The sequence below is a fragment of the Marinococcus halophilus genome, assembly GCF_002265875.1.
Lineage (GTDB): Bacteria > Bacillota > Bacilli > Bacillales > Marinococcaceae > Marinococcus > Marinococcus halophilus.
The window spans coordinates 73,692-94,535 of record NZ_NPFA01000005.1; the positions used below are offsets into that span (position 1 = coordinate 73,692).

Sequence of the window (20,844 nt, forward strand, 5' to 3'; positions counted from 1 at the left end):
GAAGGTTTAGAAGAAGGAGGAATCAAGATGAGCGAAGCTTCTCAAACACTGGACGGCTGGTACTGTCTCCACGACTTCCGCCACTTTAACTGGCATGCATGGAAGCAGGTGCCAAGCGAAGAGCGCGACCAGATGGTCAACGAATTTCATCGTATGATTGAAGGATTCCAAAAGGTCGAAGAGGCTGAAAAAGGAAGCCATGCTTTATACACAATCGTCGGACAAAAAGCTGATTTTGTTATTATGGTGCTTCGTGAAACGATGGAAGAAATTCATGATATTGAACTTGCTTTTGATAAATCCGGGCTGGCAGCTTACACCACCCCTGCCTATTCGTACGTTTCCATTGTGGAGCTTGGAAACTATACGCCACCGGAAGATGACAGTGATCCTCTTGATAACCCGTGGATCCGTGGCCGCATTTATCCTATTTTGCCGAAATGGGAGCATTTCTGTTTCTACCCGATGGATAAAAAACGGGAAGGCGAAGACAACTGGTACTCACTGCCGATTGATAAACGCCGCGAACTAATGAAGGCCCACGGCATGACCGGACGGCAGTATGCTGGAAAAGTAAAACAGATTATTACCGGCTCTACCGGCCTCGATGACTGGGAGTGGGGAGTTACTTTATTTGCTCATGACGCTCTTCAGTTTAAAAAGCTCGTATACGAAATGCGTTTTGATGAAGTTTCTGCCCGTTACGGGGATTTCGGAGCGTTTTATGTCGGAAATATTCTCGAACCCGAAAAGATTCAGTCTTATTTTTCCGTATAATAGAGCAAACCGCCAACAAGCGCATACGCTTGTTGGCGGTTTTTTGTCTCTTGAGAGAATTCATGCAGCTTCTATTTCCCGGGAAATAGTTTAATTCTAAAAGCCTTTCACGCTTCTTCGGACACTGTATTCTTTCTACAATGTCTTCTACCGAATGCATACGGCATGCATACGGCCCGTCCATATTTTTATAAATGTATGCTTCCCTGGCTGCTGAAATATTAACCACCCTTTGGACCATCGAAACAGAAAGGTTCCGGCTCTTTTCACACCAGGTTCCAGGTTGCTATTTTTACAGTTAAAGCTTATAATCATCCTCGGACTAAAATTGTATGTGCCGTCGCTGCCTTTCTGGCGGCGATTTTTATATGAAGACGCATCATCCAGAAGAGGAGGAGCCGTATGACCTGGGATATGCTGACCGTAATCGGCACCATTGCGTTTTCCATCAGTGGGGCGATTGTTGCAATGGAAGAAGACCTTGATATATTCGGGGTATTATTTTTAGGATTTATTACTGCTTTTGGCGGGGGAGCGATTCGAAATATTTTAATCGGGGTTCCTGTATCCGAACTTTGGAGCCAGGGATTGTTTTTTCAAGTTTCTTTCTTTTCAATTTTGCTGTTCGTGTTGTTTCCAAACATCTTAATGAAGCACTGGCATAGCTGGGGGTCATTTTTTGATGCTATCGGCCTTGCTTCCTTTGCGATGCAGGGGGCCCTCTTCGCTGTGGAAATGGGGCATCCGCTCAGCGCTGTTATCGTGGCAGCAGTACTCACGGGCAGCGGCGGCGGGCTAATTCGCGACGTATTGGCCAACCGAAAGCCAATGGTGCTTCACTCCGAAGTTTACGCGCTTTGGGCACTCGTCGGCGGGCTGTTTATTGGAATGGGCTGGGTTACCGGCGGCTTTGGTCTCTTCTTATTATTCGTGCTGCTCGTTTCCGGACGTGTATGCTCCTACCGTTTTCAATGGAAGCTTCCCCATCGCACTATTCCATCCATGTAGTTCCTCCTGCCGGTCCCCGGCAGGTTTTTTATACCGTACGGGGCTTTAATGGTTATTATAATAATACATAAAGCAGAAGTTAAAAATAAATCCATGAAAAAAGAGGCGCTCTATACAGAGCAGCCCTCCACACTTTCATTTATGCTGTTTTTTTGCTTCTTTTCTTGCCGTAGATGCCTGTAGCAATCTCCGGGGCTTTCTGGAACAAATATACTCCGATGAGAGCGGAAAGAAGAATAAAAATACTACTGAAGGTCCTTAGCGTACCAGTGGCAAGCGCCGCAATAATAATGGAGAATTCTCCGCGCTGAGTTAAAGACAAGCCTGCACGCAGGGCTACTTTGGACGACAGGCCATATAGCTTTCCACCTGCGAAGCCGACGATTATTTTAGCAGCCAACGACCAGGCGAGCAGTACGAGAAGCATTGGAATCATCGGTACTCCTTCCCCCACCTCAATGGTTGTTCCGAAGTAAACGAAAAACATCGGCAGCAGCAGGTCGCGAAAACGCACCACTAACCCTTCGAGCACGTCGCTTCGCTTGACTTCGGCCAGAATAATGCCTGCCAAAAAGGCGCCCAGCACTTCGGACAGATTCAAGTATAGGGCGATACCTCCATATGTGAGCGCAATACCAAATACGAAAAGGAGAAAAAAATCTTCATCCATATAGCGGTCCACGAATGAACGCAATTTTCGGAAAATAAGTATTCCGAGCAGTACAGCTCCTGCGACTAATATAATAATTTGAACGAAGGTCCATCCCAGCGTGCCGACAGTAACCCCGCTGCCGACAGTCATACTGACAAGCACTGCCACCAGCACCGGCGCAAATAAATCTTCAAAAATAAGAAGGCCAAGGATAAATTCCGACTCCGGACTGGCCATTCGTTTAGAGTTCTCAAGCATTTTAGCTGTAATCGAGGAACTCGTGGCATAGACGACTCCACCTATAATCAATGCTTCAAGCCATCCAAGCTCAAACAAAAGCGCAATACCAGTCGTGACCCCGAAGCTGAGGACAATATCAAGAATACCAGCCCGAAAAACTTTGGTGGCAACACGGATAAGCTGACGGACCGGAAATTCCATTCCCAGCATAAAAAACAGCAGGACAATCCCGATCTCCCCTGCAAAATACAACAGATGCGAATCTGCCAGCCAGCTGCTGACGACAATTCCAATCAATAGATAGATAATGACGTCGGGGAACCGCATTTTAAAAGAGAGCCATCCCCCGATAAACAGCACGAGCAGCATCAGCCCCGCAGCAAGCAATTCAGGCATTTCCGGCATAAGAACTATCCTTTCGCCTTACAAACTTCTTCAAAGCGACCAATAATGTCTTTTTTTCCGACCACAAGAAGTGTGTCCCCGGCCTGAATGATGAAATCATCCTCGGGTTTCGGAAGAATATCCTTATCTCTCATGATGCCAACGATAGAAACTCCCTCCGGTATTGAAGTCTGGGCTTCTTCCACCGAGCGTGTATCCATCTGGGAGCCTTTTTTCACTTTAATCCAGTCAACTAACATTTTCTTTCTCAATAAACGGAAGCGCTCAAAGCTTTCTTCATCCACCGGTTCATCGTGAACGCCTAGCAGGCGGGCACCCAGTTCCTTTGCTTCATCGGATGTGAATATAGTGGAAAACAGCGCCTCGTCATCGTCTTCGTCTTCAACGAAATAAATTTCTCTTTTACCGCTGTGGTGTACAATCATGACCGTAGTGATACCGTCCCGGTTTTCAAACGATACTCGTTTTCCTACTCCAGGCAGGTCATGTTCTCTGATTCTCATTTGCCATTCCTCCTGTGCCTTTTCTTTATCCGTCAAAAACGGTGCATCCAGCTGTCAAACGCCTCCACGAATTTTCGTACGTGCCGCGTTATTTTTTCATCTTCAAGCATACCTGAATCTTTGTTCGTTTTTTTTGCCACTCCTGCCACCAGCATTTTCGGCCCGGGCATCACATAGGCCTCGGCTGCTGTAAGTGTCTGCCGGACCTGGTACTGCGATAAGGCCGTGCCGCCACTGCCGGGAGTTGCTCCGGCAAGCGCAAAAGCACGGTGGGTCAGAGCAGAATGGGCAGGTGGACTCGACGCCCAGTCCAGGGCATTTTTTACCACCCCCGGCATCCCATTGTTGTATTCCGGGGTCACGATAATGACTCCATCGGCACGCATCATTGCAAGCTTGAGCTTTACTACGGCTTCAGGGGTCCCCACTTCTTCTACATCGGCATGATAGAGCGGAATATGATGCAAAAATGCTTCCTCAACTTCCCAATGCTCCGGAAACTCTGCTTTCATCAAATCCAACAGCTTTCGATTGTAGGATTCCTTCCGCAGACTCCCGCAGATTACTGTTACGTTCATCTGTTCCCCCGTCATAAACTTCACCGCCTTTACGATCACCTTCTAGCCTCATTATACATTTTTTCTACTCTTTTACTCTAGCAATCATACTTTTTTTAAAAGATTAGAGACGTGTTTTGACTTCTCGGTTTATTTACATTAGCATATGCTTATATAATAAAATCAATAAACGGAAGCCGCATCGTTTTCGGCCCCGCCTGGAGGTACTTATGGACACCCTATTCGCAATCATTATCTTTCTTATCACACTTGTATTAGTTATTTGGCAGCCGAAAAACTTAAATATTGGCTGGTCAGCCTGTGGAGGCGCAATTATCGCTCTCATCGCAGGGGTAGTGAGCTTCGGTGACGTTGAAACCGTCATCGGAATCGTATGGAACGCTACCCTCGCCTTTGTTGCTATTATCATTATCAGCCTGATTTTGGACAGGATAGGCTTTTTTGAATGGGCCGCTCTGCATATGGCTAAAATCGCCGGAGGCAGCGGCCTGCGGATGTTTATTTACATAATTCTGCTTGGAGCTGTTGTGGCAGCACTTTTCGCCAACGACGGAGCCGCCCTGATACTAACGCCGATCGTGCTGGCGATGGTCAGAGCGCTCGAGTTCAAAGAACGTATGATTCTTCCGTTTGTCATGGCCAGCGGCTTTATCGCCGATACCGCTTCCCTGCCGCTGATTATCAGCAACCTCGTCAATATTGTTTCCGCCGACTTTTTCGGTATCGGCTTTATTGAATATGCTACCCGGATGATTATCCCGAATTTCTTCTCTATCGGGGCAAGCCTTCTTGTTTTGTACCTTTTTTTCCGAAAAGATCTTCCCGGACGGTATGACGTCAAGAAAGTCAAAAATCCAAAGGACGCGATTCGGGACGTCAAAATGTTCCGGCTTTCCTGGGTGGTGCTCGCGGTCCTTCTCACCGGATACTTCGTCAGCGAGTTTGCAGCGGTCCCCGTTTCTGTTATTGCCGGTGTCGTGGCGTTATTCTTCCTGTTGATGGCCCGCCGCAGTCCGGCCGTTGAAACGGGCAAAGTATTAAAAGGAGCTCCCTGGGATATTGTTTTCTTTTCAGTAGGGATGTACGTCGTCGTTTACGGTCTCCAGAATGCCGGGCTTACCGAGCAGCTGGCGGTCGTGATACAGGCTGCTGCTGATCAGGGATTATTTGTCGGAACACTTTCGATGGGCTTTATTGCCGCTCTCTTGTCCTCTATCATGAATAACATGCCGACAGTGATGATTGACGCTCTGGCTATTTCAGAAACAGCTGTGTCCGGCACGGTACGCGAAGGCCTTATTTACGCCAATGTGATCGGCAGCGACCTTGGGCCAAAGATAACACCAATCGGGTCACTCGCTACTCTGCTGTGGCTTCATGTGCTGCGACAGTTCGGCTTTCATATTTCCTGGGCTTATTACTTTAAAGTCGGTATCATTTTGACCATTCCTACGCTGTTTATTACTCTTGCCGGCCTATACGTATGGCTTTTAATCATTGGAAACTGAGCGGAAAACGATCGACTATTTCCTGGGAAATATAACGTGTTCTATGTTCGAAATAGGGGCATCCGCCATGTTTCCTGTATGAATTATTTGAATAACAGCGGTTTTGTTGTTACCCTTGGCAGAGTTGCAAATAATAAAGATCCAGCGCCCGGCTTCGCGCATTTTATGCTTTGCGGAGAGCAGGGGATGTATTCAGCAGTTTGCAGAACCAGAAAAAAAGGTATAGCTATATTCTATACAGGTTTAAAAACAAAGGAGGCTCACCCTTGGAAATTACAAACGGTGCTAAAGCAGTACTAGAACCACTTATGGAAGAAAACAACATGGATCACCTTCGCGTAGCAGTCGAAGAGATGGAAGATTCCTCTCAAATCGGCCTTGTGCTTCAGGATCCGCAGGAAAACGACCAGGTGGTAGAAGCAAACGGCATTAAAGTAGCAGTCGACAACCGGGTTACTGACTTGATGCAGGACGTTACACTCGACACGCAGGAGAACGATGACGGCGAAACACAGCTCGTGATGGCCGGACTTCCGGAAGCTGAATAATTAAACGCCATCAAGCAGTTCTGCTTTTAAAGCAGAACTGCTTTTTTTCATTTCAACGCTGATTTTTGTCCGATCGGGCCGAAATTTCGGCTTGCTTATTTAACTCTCCTTACCCCGTCACCATTCCAGGCACCTTTTGTAGTGCCTACATTGTTGGCACGCTCCTTGCATATATTTAGGATGCATCCTGCAAAATTACAAGGAGGGGTCCACTCATGAAAGCAGCAGTAGTTAATGAATTTCATCAAAAGCTGGAAATCAAAGATATCCCAGTACCCGAGCTTGATTACGGGGAAGTGCTTGTCAAAATTCATTCCTGCGGGGTCTGCCATACCGATTTGCACGCGGCTCACGGGGACTGGCCGGTTAAACCGAAGCTTCCCCTTGTGCCGGGCCACGAAGGTGTAGGCACTGTAGAAAAAGTCGCGGAAGGAGTCAAATCCATCAAAGCCGGAGACCGCGTCGGCATTCCATGGCTCTACTCTGCATGCGGTGAATGTGAATTCTGCCTGTCCGGAAGAGAAACCCTGTGCCAGCAGCAGTTGAATGCCGGCTATTCCGTCGACGGAGCATATGCGGAATACTGCAAAGCGCCGGCCCACTATGTAACAAAAATTCCGGACAGCCTGGATTTTGATACAGTAGCCCCGCTCTTTTGTGCTGGTGTTACGACCTATAAGGCGCTCAAAGTCTCTGAAGCCAAGCCAGGCAGCTGGGTTGCTATTTTTGGCATCGGCGGCCTCGGGCACGTAGCTGTACAGTACGCAAAAGCTATGGCTTTAAACGTCGTCGCTGTCGACATTCGCGATGATAAACTGGAGCTCGCGAAGGAAATGGGCGCAGATATGACTATTAACAGCATGAACGAAAATCCGGGAAAAGTGTTGATGGAAAAATTAAACGGAGTGGAAGCGGCTATCAGCACAGCTGTCAGCCCCAAAGCGTTTGAACAGGCTTACTCTACGGTCAAAAGGGGCGGAAATTTAGTTATTGTAGGTCTCCCTGTGGGAGAGCTTCCCATCCCAATTTTCGATACGGTGTTAAACGCGGTAAATGTGAAGGGCTCCATCGTCGGCACACGCAAAGATCTGCAGGAATGCCTTCAACTAGCGGCCAAAGGCAAGATCCGTCCGATTATTGAAACAAAGGAACTGGATGACATTAACAATGTATTTGATTCAATGGAAAAAGGCGACATCAACGGCAGAATTGTACTCAAAATTCAGGACTGAGTACCTGACAGATTTATGAAACACTTACACACGGCTTAACCCGGGCGGGCTCCTCTTCCCGCCGGGTTTTGCCCCATTGTGCTGCCACAGTTATTCATTCAGCCAGTAGCGCAACTTTCGTGTATTTACCCCGAGTATCTCCGCAGCCTCCCGGCGATTTCCACGCGTAATCATTAAAGCATGGTCGATAATATCCCGAACACTTCTCTTTTCTTCATTTCGTATATTTTCGATAATGCTTTCAAGCGATAAATAGTTTTCCTCTTCAAGCTCCTGCTTTTTCTCCCTGAGCCATTCCCTGGATACAATATGGTTCTGTGCAGCAGTCCTCCTGACCGGGGCCCTCATATTTATATGCCGGCGCTCAATTTTCCCGTCTGCCTCCGCAGCCGCTCTCACTAATACGTTTGTCAGCTCACGAATATTACCCGGCCAGCAGTGAGCCTGCAGCGTTTCCAAAGCTTCTTCACTAAGGACTGCATCTTCTGAAATTTCCTTATAAAGGATCAAACGGCTAATCTCGGGGATATCTTCCTTACGCTCCCGCAACGGGGGCATTGTCAGACGCACGACATCAAGCCGGTACAGCAGATCCTCACGAAAGTTTTCAGCTAATGCAGCAAGGTGTAAATCCTGGTTTGTAGCAGCGATAATGCGGGCTTGGGTTTTGATCGGACGCTCCCCGCCTACCCGGTAAAATTCTTTCGATTCAAGCACCCGCAGTAGCTTCACCTGGGTTGATAAGGATGCTTCGCCAATTTCATCGAGTAAAAGCGTACCCTCTGAAGCCATTTCAAAATACCCCTTCCTCATTTTTTGCGCTCCAGTAAACGCTCCTGCTTCATGACCGAATAGCTCACTTTCAAGTATCTGCTCTGGCAGGGCGCCGAGGTTCACCCCAAGAAACGGGCGCTCCCTGAGACCGGAAAGCTCATGAATGAAGCGAGCAGCCACCTCTTTTCCAGTCCCCGTTTCCCCATCGATTAGGATCGTCAGTGGCTTCTGCGCAAAGCGCGCAGCCAGCTGGATGACCTTCTGCATTGCTTCACTTGTTCCCATTATCATACCACTTTGTGCGGCCGCCTGTTCAATTTGGTCATCGGCTTCAAGGTTCTGCTTCGGCTGCTGTAATTTTTCTTCAATAATGCTGATGTCTTCAAACGGTTTTTCAATATAGTCCTCGGCTCCAAGCTTGACCGCTTCTACAGCTGTGTCAATCGTACTGTAACCCGTCATGACAATGCAGCGGCAGGAAGGCTGAGTCTGTTTCAGGTCTGCGAGCAGCTTCAATCCATTCGTGTCGGGCAGCTTTAAGTCGATAAATGCCAGTTCATACAAATGGTTCTGGCCGCGCAGGCGTTCGTATTCTTTTCCATCATGGGCAAGGTCAATATGATGGCCCTGCTCTACAAGCAGGTAACGGAAAAACGTGCCGATATCGTAGTCGTCGTCAATTACTAATATTTTCATGTTTGCCCCCTTTTTCTAACGGCAGCTTCAACTGGAAAATAACCTCTTTGCTTTATTAACACCGCATTCAGTACTTTCTTTCCAGCAAGGAGAAAAAGAGCAGGTTTTGTACAATCCGGTCCCTTTCCCTCGTAATCTTCAATCTTTCCTCCGTTATTGAGACCGCTTACTAAATATGTATTTATTATCGCTCAGCCCCAGCGATTGTGCAAAGACTTCCCACGTCTTTAAGTACAAATAAAAAAGCACAGAGCGCCCCTGTGCTCTGTGCTATCCTAAAGCTACATCCAGCACCATCATAACGCTGAACCCGATCATCAGACTGAAAGTAGCCAGCCGTATGTTCCCCTTTTCCTGCGAACCCGGAATAACTTCCTTCGCCACGACAAATATCATTGCACCCGCTGCAAAACTGAGAGCAAATGGCAGCAGCGGCTGAATTATGATTACAGCAGCAGCACCAATCACTGCAGCCACCGGTTCCACAAAACCAGACAGCTGTCCATAAAAGAAGCTTTTCTTTTTCGATACTCCGTCCCGCCGCAGCGGCATCGAGACTGCAGTGCCTTCCGGAAAGTTCTGAATACCGATGCCAAGAGCAAGAGCTACGGCTCCCGCAAGCGTTGAGCTGCTGAATTCTGAGGCCAGTGCCCCGAACGCAACACCTACAGCCAAACCTTCAGGAATGTTGTGCAGCGTAATCGAAAAAACAAGCATTGTCGTCCGGTGCTTGGCGTACTTATCTTTTATCTCTGTAAAATACGTATCCTCGTTCATCATCGGGATGACTCTATCCAACAAAAGAAGAAACACGCCGCCAAGCAAAAAACCAACAACAGCCGGTAAAAAAGGTATCTGTCCCTGCTCTTCTGCCATATCAATGCCTGGAGAAAGCAGCGACCAGAAACTTGCAGCAATCATAACCCCTCCGGCAAATGCCAGCAAGCTGTCCATCAGCTTCTGGTTATTTCTATTCGTAAAAAACACTACTGCAGCCCCCGCCGCGGTCATGCCCCAAGTAAACAAAGAGCCGATTAATGCCTGTAGTGTAGGATGCAGCTCCGCAAACCATTCCATAATACAATCCCCTTTTTGCTCTATTAAAAAAAGTTTCCCTAAGGAAAATCTAACATTATTCTATTCCTTGAAATGGAAGCTTGTCAATTTATAAACGGAAAGCCGCCCCTGGTACAGGAAGCGACTTCGTTTATTGCTATTAAATAATCGTGTTGACGCCTTCGGTATCTGTCACGATAAGAAGAATTTTCCCCTCATCGAGTTCATCCTCATATTCGTGGGCTTCTTCCTGTGATAAACCAATTTCCTGTAATTTGTTGCGAAGCTCATCACCTTTTTTGCTGAACATATTTCCTACTGCGTTTTTTAATCCTTCTTCTTTCATTCCGACGGTATTGGCATTCGCATTTTCTGCGATACGTCCGGTACGATCGTTATCATGGGTCATAACGTACACGTTCTTTTTATCGATACCCTTTTCAGCCAGACGCTGAACGTCCTGCTGCAGTGCTTCATCATTGGTATATTCTCTAACAAATGGTTTCATAAAAGCCTCCTTTTGCTGCTTACTGCTACTCTTAATAAACAATTCTGGCTTTATTTAAACCGGCTGCCGTTAAACTCTTACTTTTCACCTATAGAGCGTGCGGTTCCATATAGTCCAAAAACTTTGTTTCAAATAAGTGGACATTATAATTAACCAGGCCTACCACCGTTTTTGTAATAAAGGAATCTTCATTGGCCTGGCCCGGCTCATAGTTTGATTTAATAATGCCATATTCTTTAAATGTGTCATTATGAATGTTTTTCAAATCCTCCCTGGCTTTTTCCAGGTCTTTCACAGTGTAAGTCACCTGTGATCCTGCTTCGCAACAGTCCGGAAACCTTCCCCGGAGTAGCTCTGCCGAACGTTCCATAATGTTCAGAATGATTTCTGATTTGTGTCTCTGCGATTTCATCGTTTCAGGCTGCATTTGCTCAATGTCTTTCATATGGTGCTTTTCCTGGATAATTATATCATCCAAAAAAAGAATAATTGCATGAATCTTGTCGGAAATAAATACTACTTCCTGGTCCTCTCTCTGCATTATGAAGCCACCTTTATTAGATTTTAGTTAACCTGTGCCTGTTGCCCTAAAATCTATACCCTTTTTATCCTTTTATCATACGGTGAATTTTATAATGCCTCCGTCCATTTGCAATACTTAATAAACGAGGCTTGTCATTACATTTCGGTTTCAAAGGCTTCCCCGCCGACAGTTTTAAAACGTCACAATTTTATCCTAAGGCAGGGATAGTGTTCCACGTGAAACAGCTGTGTGTAGAAAATCAACTACTCTCAGCTGAGCAGTTGATTTTTTGCACTATGGCTGAAATATTAAAACGTCAAAAAACAACCTTTGGCAAAAACAAGTGTTCACGAAGATCAGGAACGTATGCCATACTAAAAAACCGCGCTCTTCTATGAAGAGCACGGCTGCGCGGGTTGTTGCAATTAAACAGGCTGTTTTATTTTTTGCTAGCTGCCGGTCTTTTCTTTGCCGGTCTATTTTTATGGCTTAGCCTTTACTTTCCCTACATACACATTATATAAATATATTTACCTGCTTTTAACCAATAGATTGACAGCTTCCTGAATCAGCTCTTCGCTGTCTTCTCCTTTCTCTATCTGCTCACGAACGCATTCTTCCAGATTTGTGCTTACTACAAGGCCAATCGTGCGGTCAAGCGCTGTGCGCGCAGCATTCATCTGGGAAACGAGCTCCTTGCAATCCTTTTCTTCTTCCATCATGCGCAGAATGCCCCGGACCTGGCCTTCCACCCGTTTTACCCGGTTTTTCATCTGATCATTGTATTCCATCAAAACTTCCTCCTTTCAAATAGATTATTTATATGTCTGTCATTTATCTTTTCATTACCCTAAGGGGTATATAAAAAATATAAACGCCACTGCTGAATTTGTCAAACATATGTATAAATACAACAGCCCACGCACAGCCGTTAGCCTTTAAAATGTTTTCGATCCTTGCAATCCCCTTCTTTCTTTCTATATGATAAAAGAATAAGACTATACAGATAGCGGTGACTGAGCGTGTTAGAAGACACAGGAGAACGAATCATCCCTTCAAAAATGAAACCGACCAATGGTATGCTGCTCGAACATATGGCCCGTTATTATTTTGCCATGCCTTATGCCAGGGGGCGTTTGCTCGATATTGCCTGCGGGGTCGGCTACGGAGCCCAAATGACAGCGAAAGGAAAAAAACGCGAAGTGGGTCATGTTCTCGGCGTCGATATTGATGCTGAGGCAATCACATTTGCCCAAAAACACTATTATCATCCCCAGCTTTCCTTTCAGACCGGAGATGCACTTGACGAAAATCTTCCAGCACGAATAGGTACATTTGACACCATTGTTTCTTTCGAAACCATTGAACACGTGCCTGATGACCATACCTTTATGAAACGCATGTATGCCCTGCTCCGGCCTGGAGGTACGCTCGTCGTTTCTACGCCATTCGGCCGGGGAAGAGACAGACCCAGCAATTCTCCTTTTCACTACCACCAGTTAACCCTGGAGGAATGGAAAGAACTTTTAACCGATAAAGCCTGGCCCTGGCAGGAGTTGCAGCTTTATTACCAGCAGGGCGTCGCTTTCGAACGGTCCGCTCGTCCGGGTGTCCACTATCCTTTTGGCGTCGCTGTATGCATTAAACCGGAGAAATAAACACAGCAAGATCCCGTGCCTATTCCGGCCGGGATCTTTTTCTAAGCTCATTTCTTTCACGCAGTATCGCCAGTTCTGTTACGAGCTTCTTCTGGTCTTCATATGAAATATTTCCTTCAAGCAATGATTGAATTTCTTCCAGTCTTTCCCTGTCCTCTTCGTTTAAATAGCGAAGCTCTTCTTCCATGAAGGTCGTCCTTTCATGTGCAGGATAAAATATTTATTCTGGGCGGATACTGATAATCTGTTTGGCCTGACTGATGATGGTAAGCGTCCGGAGCCACCGGACCACTGTAAAGGCTACTATCCCCGTGAACAGTGAAAGCATAAAAAAGGCAAAATTCACCGCCATGCCCGGCAGGTTCAAATCAGTTATTACCAGGAGTAAAAAGATTATAAACAAAAGAACACTGATGGCAGCCATAATCCCCCACCGTCGGCACTTTTTCCGGTATTCCTCTAAAAAGTAAAGCGTCCAATGGTCCTGAAAGGAAGAAGCGTCTTTTTCCCCTTCGAATATGTGAAGAACTGGAGAAGAGCAAAGAAGCGTCCACTCATCTTCAGAAATTTTTCGCAGTCCCTGATAGTCTTTCGACATAATGAACTGGTATTCCTTTTCTTCTTCTCTTACTTCTGACAACGAATACCCGAGCAGAGAGCAGTCCTGGACCTGCCATCCTTTTTGACGCTGCTCCTTCAAACGGCTTTTTTCTTTGTCATAAGTAGTGAAAGGCATAAAAGAAAATAAAAATTTGGTTTCTCTTCGCAAGTAACTATACACCTCCTGTATATGAAATACACACAGTTGGAATTTAATAAGATAAAAACGATGAAGGGCAGATTAGCGCCGGGGAAGATCATAAGATTGAACGAAGTATATATCTTTATGCTACCATGAGCTATCTGCAGTCACAAATACTCTACCTGCCGCCGACTTCGGTTCAGGCGTTCTCCGCTACTTTTCCCATAAGCCTCAGAAGTCTTTCTTTTTCTTCCTTTGTAAACTCTTTTGTCATAATTTCTGTCCATTCCTGCATTGTTTCCACGACTTCTTTTTCTATTCTCCAGGCCGCACCAGTAAGAAAAAGGGTCTTTTCTCTCCGATCTGAAACGCTGTCTTTTCGGTAAAGATACCTTTTTTTCAAGTCTTTTTATTGCGCGCGTGACGGTGGCTTTGTCCATCACTATCTGCCTTGTGATATACTCCTGCGATACATTTCCCTGTTCATACAGCGTTAAAAGTACAAGCCCTTCTGTATTCCCTAAACCAAAATGATTGAACCGTTTATCGATATACTGGTGAGTAAAACGCTGAATAATGGCAGCCCATTTGCCAACAGAATAAATTGTTATGCTATCTCTTCTCCTCCGAAACTGTACGGCCCTGGAAAGCTTTAAACAGAAAAACAAACGCTGCTGCGACCGCTGTGATTCCTGAAAAGGCATAAATAAATTGATTGGGGCCGAGCGGTCTACCCGCCAAACGACCGATAGCATTCAGCACAAGCGGAGACAAAAACTGCCCAAAATACATAAAGCTTTGCACTGTTTTCCTTTGGCCAGCGCATTAATAATTAGTTGCACGCGCAATTAATGTGCCTGTCTATACTTCTCCAGCATAAAAAAAGCAGGCCGCAGCCTGCTTTTACGCACTCTCGTTATAAAATAAAATAGAAGCAATCATAATCATATAGCCAGTCACTACCACTAGCGAAGGGAGCATGTAGGTAAACGCATTTCTGGTCCGGTCCCTTTTCACAATGATCATTACGAGCCCCGTGAGTACGAACCCGGCTACAGCCACCACCGTGGTCTGGTTGCTCGTATCCACCCAAATACTCCCGCCGCGGTAAAAGGCGTCTCCGATCGCTGTTACGAGTACGTTGAAAATATTGCTTCCAAGAATCGTACCAATCGCCATATTCACATTGGCAAGCCTCAGCGCTACAAATACGCTAACAGCATCCGGCAGGGAAGTGGCAGTTGCGACCAGAATACTGCCGACCGCTGTAGCGCTTATTCCCGTAGTAGTCGACATAATGTCTCCGGATATAGACAGAGTGCTTCCGGAAATAAAAATAATCACAGCAAACGTGATAAATTTAATAATGGTTCGCCGGATGTTTACATTTTGATCCGGCGAAGCTGTTTTTTCCTCTTCAGCAGTATCGTTCTGCTTTTGGGATATATAAAACATGCCGCCGAGGTAAATAATAACTACCAGTAAGCTGATAACACTTACGCCAAAATAGGAAAGCGGGTAGTGAAGTATTAGGCCGCCGGCCGTCACTACGCAGAGCAAAAGCGCAATGATGGCTGTATAAAGATGATCATCTGATACTTTAAGAAATAACCGTTTGTTTCGAAAGTAAATATCCAGTAAAAACAAAAAGAAAATATTAAAAATAATACTTCCAAGTCCGTTCCCTACTGCGATATCGGCGTTGCCAATCACACTAGCCGAGATCGTCGCGGTTAATTCAGGAAGAGACGTTGCAACGGCCAGAAGGATAGTACCCGCAAGCAGACCGCCAATTTTCGTATTTCTGCTGATAATATCTGCATAGCCTGACAATTTCACAGCTGAAAACACTGAAACTGCAGCAGAAAGTATAAATGCAACGATTGATAAAGTAGCAGTAATAAAGCATTGACTCCTTCCATCTATTTACAAATCACAGCTTCGCACTTTTAATATTAAAGAACTCCTTCCCGTTTTACCCTCTCGAATATGATAGTAACCTTCATTCTCTTATTCTCAGGAGGCACTACAGGATATTTAAATATTTAAAATAGTAAAAAGCTTTTATCCCTGCAATGACTCCAAACGAAAAATATTATAAACATCTCCGAGGTTGCACGCGAAACTATCACATGGTTTTCAGGCCAGCCTAACGCCAGTTCTCATATTGGCCCTGGATACTGTCTATTTCTATTAAACAGCGCTGCAGACCCGGCGTTGGGCAAAGCTGGTTGTAACGACGAATTTTTTTATTTATTTTGCTGATTTCTTTTTTTATACGGTGTTCAGAGGCCTTTTTATACAACTGCTGGTTCAATACTTTCTCGAGCTCTTCCCGTATTTCCCGCTGAAGCCGAACCCACGAAGGCACAAATCCATTTCGCTTTAAAAGCGTATCAAAGGTGTCGTTCTGCAGATATTCTTTCGAAAGCGGCTCCCCACGTCCCTGCAGGTTGTCAAAACCGCCTTTTTTTTCGTGCTCCCGGATTAATTCACCAATCGGGTCGCGGTACGTTAGTCCTTCTTTTTCATCAGCCAGCTTCTCATTATATTCCTTCGATAACGCCATCTGTTCTGCTCCTTTATTCTAATGATAATTTTATTTTAACAAACAGAGCGCAGAGAGTCCTTCTAGAGACTTTCCCAGGCTTCTTCCGCCTCTTCCATAAGACGCTTAATCATGGCAGCTGCCGGCTCCTGTACACTAAGGCGTGTTCCTTGGCCGCTCCATAGAGACATAAATGCAGACTCGTTTTGCCTGGCCGCTTCCCGGCGAATTGGCTGGGTAAGCATGTTCTGGACTGGATACGGCGGCCATTTGTGATCAAGCGCTTCCATCCACGCCATCATTTTATTCGTTATTCCCCTGGCCGGCTTGCCGCTGAATATAGTAGTAATGGCAGTGTCAGTTTCTTTACTCGTTAATACAGCCTGCTGGTGGGCGGGCGGGGCACCGCTTTCCCTGCATGTTAAAAACGCAGTGCCCATCTGCACGGCTTCCGCGCCCAGAGCATGCGCAGCCAGAACACCACGACCATCCATAATCCCCCCAGCTGCAATAACTGGAATATCGACTTTATCTACGACCTGCGGTACCAGGGCCATGGTTCCTACCATCGCTTTCTCAAACGATTCTGCAAAGGTACCCCGATGTCCGCCTGCTTCACTTCCCTGGGCCACCACTGCGTCCATTCCTGCCTGCTCATTCCGGGCAGCTTCCTCCACGGAGGTGGCGGTGCCGATCAAAAAGACGCCGTGGGCTTTCAGCCGCTTCATTTGTTCAGGAGAAGGAAGCCCAAAGGTAAAGCTGCAGATTTCAATTTTTTCTTCTATAACAACTTCGAGCTGTTCTTCAAAAAAAGAGGGCAGCTTTTCGGGCACTGGTGCAGAGTCTAAATTTAACTTTTTATGAATCAGGGAGAGCTTTTCATTGGCTTTCTGCACATCTCCAGGAACCACTTCCGGGGTTTCCGGCACAAAAACGTTCACCGCAAACGCACCCTCTGTCTGCTTTTTAACACGTTGGATGGCAGAACGAAGATTCTCCGCGTGCATATACCCGGCTCCTATAGTTCCAAGTCCGCCAGCTTTTGTGACTTCTGCTACTAACTCCGGGGTAGTGATCCCGCCTGCCATCCCGGCTTGAATAATGGGTTTTTCAATTCGAAGACGCATAAGTAATTCAGGACGTGCCGCCATGTATGCTCTCTCCTTTATGACAATGTTTTATACAATTAATTGGAAATGTATTTATTATATCACGACACCAGACACGCCTGAATCTTTTGCATCGAGCCTAAAGTTTCAGTATGCGTTTTTCGAACAAAAAAACAGGGGGCATAAGCCCGCTGCTTTTTACAAAATATTCCGAAATTGTTTTGCCCGTTCTTCCAGGCTCCTCGCTGCTGTGCCAATGTGTTCAAATTCTTCCACAGCCTGTTTGATGTGCTCCTGGCTGTTTTCCATCCCCTTCTGGGAACGGAGCGTGCCTTCGCTTATTTTACTTACTTCCCCGGTGATGCCCTCAACGTGCCCGTTTACCTCCTGGATAGAGGAATGGGCCCTCGTCGCCAGTTTCCGTACTTCATCTGCCACCACTGTAAACCCCCGGCCATGTTCTCCGGCCCGTGCCGCTTCAATGGCCGCATTTAAAGCTAACAAATTCGTCTGGTCTGCTATCTCACGAATCGTTTTTACGATGCCGCGTATAGAATCTGCCTGCTGTTCCAATGATGCGAGAATCACCAGGTTGTTATTTGCTTCTTCCACCACCTGATGAGAGCTTTCGGTGATATCACGGCTTTTTATCATCCCGTCCTCCGCTCTTTTCAACAGCTCCTCAGACATACTTTGTACGGAATTCGAAACTTTTGTCATCTCATTCTCCCGAAGTGTAATGTCTGTCGCTGCCTTCAATACGGCATGTACTTTCCCCCTATCATCAAATACGGGCATATACGTAGCTTCAAGCCTTACCAGCTTGCCGCTTCTCGTCATCCGCTGGATTTTATCCTGAAAAGATTTTCCCGCGCGCAGATCCTGCCAAAATTTTTCGTAATCCCGGCTTGAGGCGAAATCCGGGGTACAAAACTGCCGGTGGTGCATACCAGCCATATCTTCTTCATGGTATTCCATTGCAGCAGCAAAATGGCGGTTCGCCCACAAAACTCTTCCATTGAGGTCGAATTCAATTAAAGCAAGCGATTGCTCAAGCGCACGCAATACCTGGGACGCTTCTAAAACCTGGTCATTGTTTTTTATTGTTTGCATTACTATTACCTCTCTAGTTCTTTTTAATTATATATCATTAATACTTTATACCCATTAGGCTATTTTAAAAACACTTTTTTTAATACATATTTATAAAAAAGTCTTAATTATTCAATAACAATAAAAAAGACCTATTCTTTAAGGTCTTTTTTCGAATACATACATGTCTGGTTACGGCCTTGATCTTTTGCCTGGTACAAAGCTTCATCCGCCTGTTTAAAAAGCTCTCTCTCCTCCACAGCAGTATCAGGGAAAGTAGAAACTCCGGTTGACACAGTAATGTTCAATGTCCGGTGCTCTGTTATGAAAGGATATTTTTCCACCCGCTGACGTATGCGTTCAGCGATACCAGCTGCCCTAAAACCGGAACAGCCGAACAATATGATTGTAAATTCCTCCCCGCCTTTACGATATACAGAATCCTCAGGCCGGACCATTTCGAGAAGCACCGCGCCGAGCTGCCTTAGGATGTCATCTCCGGCTGCGTGACCGTATTGATCGTTAATATCTTTAAAATGATCGATGTCAATAATGAGTAGAGATACTGCCTGCTTTGTTTTCGAAGCCTGCTCCAGTTTTTTTGTTAAGGAATAAGTGAAGCTCCTTGGATTATCAAGGCCCGTAAGAGGATCCTTTAAGGATTCTGCACGGTACTTGTGAAGCAGCTGGTTGGAATAAGTCAGCCGCTTTACCATATATACAGCTGCGAATACTCCAGCAAATGAAACAAACCAATAACTGAGCGCTACTTCTGTATAAAGAGCGACAGTGTTTAACTGATAAAGCATGATAACGAGAAAATAGAGATTGGAGCTGAGAAGCATATAGAATGCTGCAAGCCACGGGTCCCGTACCGCACGGGCGATAAAAACCGATACCGCCGTGCTGAAAATAATCATGCTGAGCGGGTACAAAACGATTACTCCCCCTCCAAATGCGAGACGGGAAAACGAAATAATAACCGCAGCTGTGACTGCAGGCATCCATCCTCCAAACAAAGCACTGATCATAATTGGAATATGGCGAAGGTCGATCAGCGTGTATTCATTAACCTTGATGCCAAACTCGATTAAAACCATGCCGAGCAATCCAAAGAGCACGCCAGTCATCAACCTCACCGGTGTAGTAGTAATGTGTGAAAAAGAGTGCTCCCGGAATACTTGATAATAAAAGAAAAGGAATGACACCAAAATAGTTAAATTAACAAAAAGCTGACTTAACACCATGGCCCCCTCCCATCATTCAGTCCCCGTGCACGAATGTATCCCGTGGTTCGATCCTTTTAAGATGTAGTTTCTACGCTGGTTTGGGATACCTGGGCTTCTTTTTCGCCTTTTCACCTTTTCTTTGCTATACTACTTACTATACCGTCCAGACTGTTAACTATAAGGAGAATTAACAATGAGCAAACGAGTAGATATTATGCACGCTGCTGCCCGTATTATCCGCAGGGAAGGGTTTAACCGTCTTACGCTCCATGCGGTGGCAGAAGAAGCTGATGTAAGTAAAGGCGGCCTGCTTTATCATTTTCCTAATAAAGAACAGCTCATTTATGAGATGAACGCTTATGCGCTTGCACGCTTTCATGAATTAATTGAAGAAAAACGCCATGTGGCGGGAAGTTATATTAAAGCATATGCAGAAGCAACACTCGAAGAGCTTCGTTCAGGCAGTAATTTTTTAATAAATGCGAGTCTGCTGGCCACCCTTGCTGATCATAAAGAAGTGCTCGACCTTTGGAAAAAATACAACGAACGCTGGGAGACACTTTTTGCTTCTGACACCTTTCATGCTGATGATGCTTCCATGATCCGGCTGTTAAGTGACGGTATTTGGTTCTCCCATATTTTTGAGATTAACACCATGCCTCTTTCACAGGCTGAACGCCTGCTTCAAAATCTTTTGAACCGTCTCGGCGAAGGAGAGCTGTAATGGTTTATGCGCTCATTATTATCTCTGTCGTTTGCGAAGTATTTGCCTCCTCCATGCTGAAGCTTTCGTATGGTTTTACCCGGCTGCTTCCCTCTCTCGGGTTTGCAGCGGGTATGGGCATTGCTTTTTATCTGCTTGCTCTAGTTCTTCAGACTCTCCCTCTTGGTGTTGTTTACGCTACCTGGAGCGGCCTTGGCACCATATTGACTACCGGCATTGGAGTTTTTTATTTCAGGGAAAAAATGAACAAAACGAACGCCGGAGGCATTATTTGCCTGGTAATCGGTATTCTTATGATGAATTTAGGATGAAAGGAAGGGACAAATTATGCGTGCTGCTCTTCTATTATTGGCCGCCATTTTATTTGAGGTCGTTGCTTCTACGTCTTTAAAGCTCTCCGAAGGATTTACCAACCTTATTCCCTCTCTAACTGTTTTTATAGCATTCATTAGTGCTTTTTTCTTTCTCAGCCTTGCTTTAAAATCGATCCCGCTGTCTGTCGCTTACGCTATCTGGGCAGGACTTGGCACGGCTTTAACAGCCGGAGCAGGCATTGTGCTTTTTCAGGAATCATTCGGATGGATGAAGGCCATCGGGCTGTTTTTAGTTATTTCCGGCCTTATCCTGCTTCATGTGAAGAGTGGCCGCCGTAATAGAAAAGGCAAGTATTTTCCCCGTGCCCGGCACACTTAAGCTTCGTTTTTAAAAACCCGCAGTCTCCGTGAAACATGGAT

The 20,844-nt window shown here is 45.8% G+C and carries 25 protein-coding genes and 2 pseudogenes; 9 read left to right on the forward strand and 18 right to left on the reverse strand.

The window, feature by feature from the left end; translation table 11 throughout:
• Positions 1 to 27 precede the first annotated feature (27 nt).
• On the forward strand, positions 28 to 777 hold the full coding sequence (gene hemQ / locus CHL76_RS06610) for a hydrogen peroxide-dependent heme synthase (protein ID WP_079474555.1): 750 nt from the start codon (positions 28 to 30) through the stop codon (positions 775 to 777).
• Positions 778 to 1,179: 402 nt separating this feature from the next.
• Positions 1,180 to 1,785, forward strand: coding sequence for a trimeric intracellular cation channel family protein (locus CHL76_RS06615; protein ID WP_079474554.1), 606 nt, complete (start codon positions 1,180 to 1,182; stop codon positions 1,783 to 1,785).
• 139 nt (positions 1,786 to 1,924) lie between these two features.
• On the opposite strand, the gene CHL76_RS06620 is transcribed toward CHL76_RS06615, so the two are convergent.
• The 3 genes from CHL76_RS06620 to CHL76_RS06630 are packed head-to-tail and all read right to left on the reverse strand — an operon-like array spanning position 1,925 to position 4,202.
• Positions 1,925 to 3,082, reverse strand: coding sequence for a cation:proton antiporter (locus tag CHL76_RS06620; RefSeq protein WP_079474553.1), 1,158 nt, complete (start codon positions 3,080 to 3,082; stop codon positions 1,925 to 1,927).
• A gap of 5 nt (positions 3,083 to 3,087) precedes the next feature.
• On the reverse strand, positions 3,088 to 3,585 hold the full coding sequence (locus tag CHL76_RS06625; protein WP_079474552.1) for a cation:proton antiporter regulatory subunit: 498 nt from the start codon (positions 3,583 to 3,585) through the stop codon (positions 3,088 to 3,090).
• Positions 3,586 to 3,617: 32 nt separating this feature from the next.
• Positions 3,618 to 4,202 carry an NADPH-dependent FMN reductase gene (locus CHL76_RS06630; RefSeq protein ID WP_079474551.1) on the reverse strand — a complete coding sequence of 195 codons (585 nt, stop codon included), beginning with the start codon at positions 4,200 to 4,202 and terminating at the stop codon, positions 3,618 to 3,620.
• Positions 4,203 to 4,372: 170 nt separating this feature from the next.
• Between CHL76_RS06630 and CHL76_RS06635 the strand changes: the two genes are divergently transcribed.
• The 3 genes from CHL76_RS06635 (at position 4,373) to adhP (ending at position 7,451) form a co-directional block, all read left to right on the forward strand.
• Positions 4,373 to 5,671 (forward strand): arsenic transporter, encoded by a 1,299-nt coding sequence (locus CHL76_RS06635; RefSeq protein WP_079474550.1) that lies wholly within the window; start codon positions 4,373 to 4,375, stop codon positions 5,669 to 5,671.
• Positions 5,672 to 5,937: 266 nt separating this feature from the next.
• Positions 5,938 to 6,219 carry an iron-sulfur cluster assembly accessory protein gene (locus CHL76_RS06640; RefSeq protein WP_079474549.1) on the forward strand — a complete coding sequence of 94 codons (282 nt, stop codon included), beginning with the start codon at positions 5,938 to 5,940 and terminating at the stop codon, positions 6,217 to 6,219.
• A gap of 215 nt (positions 6,220 to 6,434) precedes the next feature.
• Positions 6,435 to 7,451 carry an alcohol dehydrogenase AdhP gene (gene adhP / locus CHL76_RS06645; protein WP_079474548.1) on the forward strand — a complete coding sequence of 339 codons (1,017 nt, stop codon included), beginning with the start codon at positions 6,435 to 6,437 and terminating at the stop codon, positions 7,449 to 7,451.
• Between the two features lie 90 nt (positions 7,452 to 7,541).
• On the opposite strand, the gene CHL76_RS06650 is transcribed toward adhP, so the two are convergent.
• The 5 genes from CHL76_RS06650 to CHL76_RS06670 form a co-directional block, all read right to left on the reverse strand.
• Positions 7,542 to 8,921: a sigma-54-dependent transcriptional regulator gene (locus CHL76_RS06650; RefSeq protein WP_094908145.1), complete on the reverse strand. Its 1,380-nt coding sequence runs from the start codon at positions 8,919 to 8,921 to the stop codon at positions 7,542 to 7,544.
• Between the two features lie 270 nt (positions 8,922 to 9,191).
• Complete coding sequence (locus CHL76_RS06655; RefSeq protein WP_244897337.1) at positions 9,192 to 9,998, reverse strand: ZIP family metal transporter; 807 nt, start codon at positions 9,996 to 9,998, stop codon at positions 9,192 to 9,194.
• 139 nt (positions 9,999 to 10,137) lie between these two features.
• A complete protein-coding gene (locus tag CHL76_RS06660) occupies positions 10,138 to 10,485 on the reverse strand; it encodes a YflT domain-containing protein (RefSeq protein ID WP_079474545.1) in 348 nt (115 codons plus the stop codon).
• Positions 10,486 to 10,573: 88 nt separating this feature from the next.
• On the reverse strand, positions 10,574 to 11,026 hold the full coding sequence (locus CHL76_RS06665) for a hypothetical protein (protein ID WP_079474544.1): 453 nt from the start codon (positions 11,024 to 11,026) through the stop codon (positions 10,574 to 10,576).
• A 512-nt stretch (positions 11,027 to 11,538) separates the two neighbouring features.
• Positions 11,539 to 11,799 (reverse strand): metal-sensitive transcriptional regulator, encoded by a 261-nt coding sequence (locus tag CHL76_RS06670; protein ID WP_079474543.1) that lies wholly within the window; start codon positions 11,797 to 11,799, stop codon positions 11,539 to 11,541.
• Positions 11,800 to 12,030: 231 nt separating this feature from the next.
• Here CHL76_RS06670 and CHL76_RS06675 point away from each other — a divergent pair, with 231 nt between their 5' ends.
• The gene (locus CHL76_RS06675) at positions 12,031 to 12,666 is read left to right on the forward strand and encodes a class I SAM-dependent methyltransferase (protein WP_233133247.1); all 636 of its coding nucleotides are present in this window, start codon (positions 12,031 to 12,033) and stop codon (positions 12,664 to 12,666) included.
• Positions 12,667 to 12,685: 19 nt separating this feature from the next.
• Here CHL76_RS06675 and CHL76_RS16985 read toward each other — a convergent pair whose 3' ends face one another.
• The 10 genes and pseudogenes from CHL76_RS16985 to CHL76_RS06710 form a co-directional block, all read right to left on the reverse strand.
• Positions 12,686 to 12,853 (reverse strand): hypothetical protein, encoded by a 168-nt coding sequence (locus CHL76_RS16985; protein WP_158219092.1) that lies wholly within the window; start codon positions 12,851 to 12,853, stop codon positions 12,686 to 12,688.
• 33 nt (positions 12,854 to 12,886) lie between these two features.
• On the reverse strand, positions 12,887 to 13,435 hold the full coding sequence (locus CHL76_RS06680) for a DUF2812 domain-containing protein (RefSeq protein ID WP_079474541.1): 549 nt from the start codon (positions 13,433 to 13,435) through the stop codon (positions 12,887 to 12,889).
• Positions 13,436 to 13,607: 172 nt separating this feature from the next.
• Complete coding sequence (locus tag CHL76_RS17250; protein WP_233133248.1) at positions 13,608 to 13,811, reverse strand: helix-turn-helix domain-containing protein; 204 nt, start codon at positions 13,809 to 13,811, stop codon at positions 13,608 to 13,610.
• Between the two features lie 49 nt (positions 13,812 to 13,860).
• Positions 13,861 to 14,163: pseudogene (locus tag CHL76_RS17445) on the reverse strand (hypothetical protein); the annotation flags it as partial.
• Between the two features lie 148 nt (positions 14,164 to 14,311).
• Positions 14,312 to 15,334 carry a sodium:calcium antiporter gene (locus CHL76_RS06690; protein WP_307725199.1) on the reverse strand — a complete coding sequence of 341 codons (1,023 nt, stop codon included), beginning with the start codon at positions 15,332 to 15,334 and terminating at the stop codon, positions 14,312 to 14,314.
• Between the two features lie 223 nt (positions 15,335 to 15,557).
• Entirely contained in the window at positions 15,558 to 15,977 is a 420-nt protein-coding gene (locus CHL76_RS06695; protein ID WP_079474538.1) for a DnaJ family domain-containing protein, read from the reverse strand.
• 62 nt (positions 15,978 to 16,039) lie between these two features.
• Complete coding sequence (locus tag CHL76_RS06700) at positions 16,040 to 17,107, reverse strand: NAD(P)H-dependent flavin oxidoreductase (RefSeq protein ID WP_079474537.1); 1,068 nt, start codon at positions 17,105 to 17,107, stop codon at positions 16,040 to 16,042.
• A gap of 156 nt (positions 17,108 to 17,263) precedes the next feature.
• Positions 17,264 to 17,785, reverse strand: coding sequence for a methyl-accepting chemotaxis protein (locus CHL76_RS17450; protein ID WP_371862269.1), 522 nt, complete (start codon positions 17,783 to 17,785; stop codon positions 17,264 to 17,266).
• 15 nt (positions 17,786 to 17,800) lie between these two features.
• Positions 17,801 to 18,178, reverse strand: a pseudogene (locus tag CHL76_RS17455) (PAS domain-containing protein); the annotation flags it as partial.
• A 131-nt stretch (positions 18,179 to 18,309) separates the two neighbouring features.
• Positions 18,310 to 19,404: a GGDEF domain-containing protein gene (locus tag CHL76_RS06710; RefSeq protein WP_079474535.1), complete on the reverse strand. Its 1,095-nt coding sequence runs from the start codon at positions 19,402 to 19,404 to the stop codon at positions 18,310 to 18,312.
• A 175-nt stretch (positions 19,405 to 19,579) separates the two neighbouring features.
• On the opposite strand from CHL76_RS06710, the gene CHL76_RS06715 reads away from it, so the two are divergent.
• Genes CHL76_RS06715 through CHL76_RS06725 form a run of 3 tightly spaced genes read left to right on the forward strand, consistent with a single transcriptional unit; the run spans position 19,580 to position 20,803 of the window.
• Positions 19,580 to 20,110, forward strand: coding sequence for a TetR/AcrR family transcriptional regulator (locus CHL76_RS06715; protein ID WP_094908148.1), 531 nt, complete (start codon positions 19,580 to 19,582; stop codon positions 20,108 to 20,110).
• Complete coding sequence (locus tag CHL76_RS06720) at positions 20,110 to 20,421, forward strand: DMT family transporter (protein ID WP_079474533.1); 312 nt, start codon at positions 20,110 to 20,112, stop codon at positions 20,419 to 20,421. Before CHL76_RS06715 ends, CHL76_RS06720 begins: the two co-directional genes overlap by 1 nt.
• 16 nt (positions 20,422 to 20,437) lie before the next feature.
• Positions 20,438 to 20,803 carry a DMT family transporter gene (locus CHL76_RS06725; RefSeq protein ID WP_079474532.1) on the forward strand — a complete coding sequence of 122 codons (366 nt, stop codon included), beginning with the start codon at positions 20,438 to 20,440 and terminating at the stop codon, positions 20,801 to 20,803.
• Positions 20,804 to 20,844: the final 41 nt, after the last annotated feature.

What these genes read in the sequence shown, in the direction of transcription:
- hemQ (WP_079474555.1), top strand. Translation starts at nt 28, where the DNA reads ATGAGCGAAGCTTCTCAAACACTGGACGGCTGGTACTGTCTCCACGAC.
- CHL76_RS06615 (WP_079474554.1), top strand. Translation starts at nt 1,180, where the DNA reads ATGACCTGGGATATGCTGACCGTAATCGGCACCATTGCGTTTTCCATC.
- CHL76_RS06620 (WP_079474553.1), bottom strand. Translation starts at nt 3,082, where the DNA reads ATGCCGGAAATGCCTGAATTGCTTGCTGCGGGGCTGATGCTGCTCGTG.
- CHL76_RS06625 (WP_079474552.1), bottom strand. Translation starts at nt 3,585, where the DNA reads ATGAGAATCAGAGAACATGACCTGCCTGGAGTAGGAAAACGAGTATCG.
- CHL76_RS06635 (WP_079474550.1), top strand. Translation starts at nt 4,373, where the DNA reads ATGGACACCCTATTCGCAATCATTATCTTTCTTATCACACTTGTATTA.
- adhP (WP_079474548.1), top strand. Translation starts at nt 6,435, where the DNA reads ATGAAAGCAGCAGTAGTTAATGAATTTCATCAAAAGCTGGAAATCAAA.
- CHL76_RS06650 (WP_094908145.1), bottom strand. Translation starts at nt 8,921, where the DNA reads ATGAAAATATTAGTAATTGACGACGACTACGATATCGGCACGTTTTTC.
- CHL76_RS06655 (WP_244897337.1), bottom strand. Translation starts at nt 9,998, where the DNA reads ATGGAATGGTTTGCGGAGCTGCATCCTACACTACAGGCATTAATCGGC.
- CHL76_RS06660 (WP_079474545.1), bottom strand. Translation starts at nt 10,485, where the DNA reads ATGAAACCATTTGTTAGAGAATATACCAATGATGAAGCACTGCAGCAG.
- CHL76_RS06665 (WP_079474544.1), bottom strand. Translation starts at nt 11,026, where the DNA reads ATGCAGAGAGAGGACCAGGAAGTAGTATTTATTTCCGACAAGATTCAT.
- CHL76_RS06670 (WP_079474543.1), bottom strand. Translation starts at nt 11,799, where the DNA reads ATGGAATACAATGATCAGATGAAAAACCGGGTAAAACGGGTGGAAGGC.
- CHL76_RS16985 (WP_158219092.1), bottom strand. Translation starts at nt 12,853, where the DNA reads ATGGAAGAAGAGCTTCGCTATTTAAACGAAGAGGACAGGGAAAGACTG.
- CHL76_RS06695 (WP_079474538.1), bottom strand. Translation starts at nt 15,977, where the DNA reads ATGGCGTTATCGAAGGAATATAATGAGAAGCTGGCTGATGAAAAAGAA.
- CHL76_RS06700 (WP_079474537.1), bottom strand. Translation starts at nt 17,107, where the DNA reads ATGGCGGCACGTCCTGAATTACTTATGCGTCTTCGAATTGAAAAACCC.
- CHL76_RS17450 (WP_371862269.1), bottom strand. Translation starts at nt 17,785, where the DNA reads ATGACAAAAGTTTCGAATTCCGTACAAAGTATGTCTGAGGAGCTGTTG.
- CHL76_RS06710 (WP_079474535.1), bottom strand. Translation starts at nt 19,404, where the DNA reads ATGGTGTTAAGTCAGCTTTTTGTTAATTTAACTATTTTGGTGTCATTC.
- CHL76_RS06715 (WP_094908148.1), top strand. Translation starts at nt 19,580, where the DNA reads ATGAGCAAACGAGTAGATATTATGCACGCTGCTGCCCGTATTATCCGC.
- CHL76_RS06720 (WP_079474533.1), top strand. Translation starts at nt 20,110, where the DNA reads ATGGTTTATGCGCTCATTATTATCTCTGTCGTTTGCGAAGTATTTGCC.
- CHL76_RS06725 (WP_079474532.1), top strand. Translation starts at nt 20,438, where the DNA reads ATGCGTGCTGCTCTTCTATTATTGGCCGCCATTTTATTTGAGGTCGTT.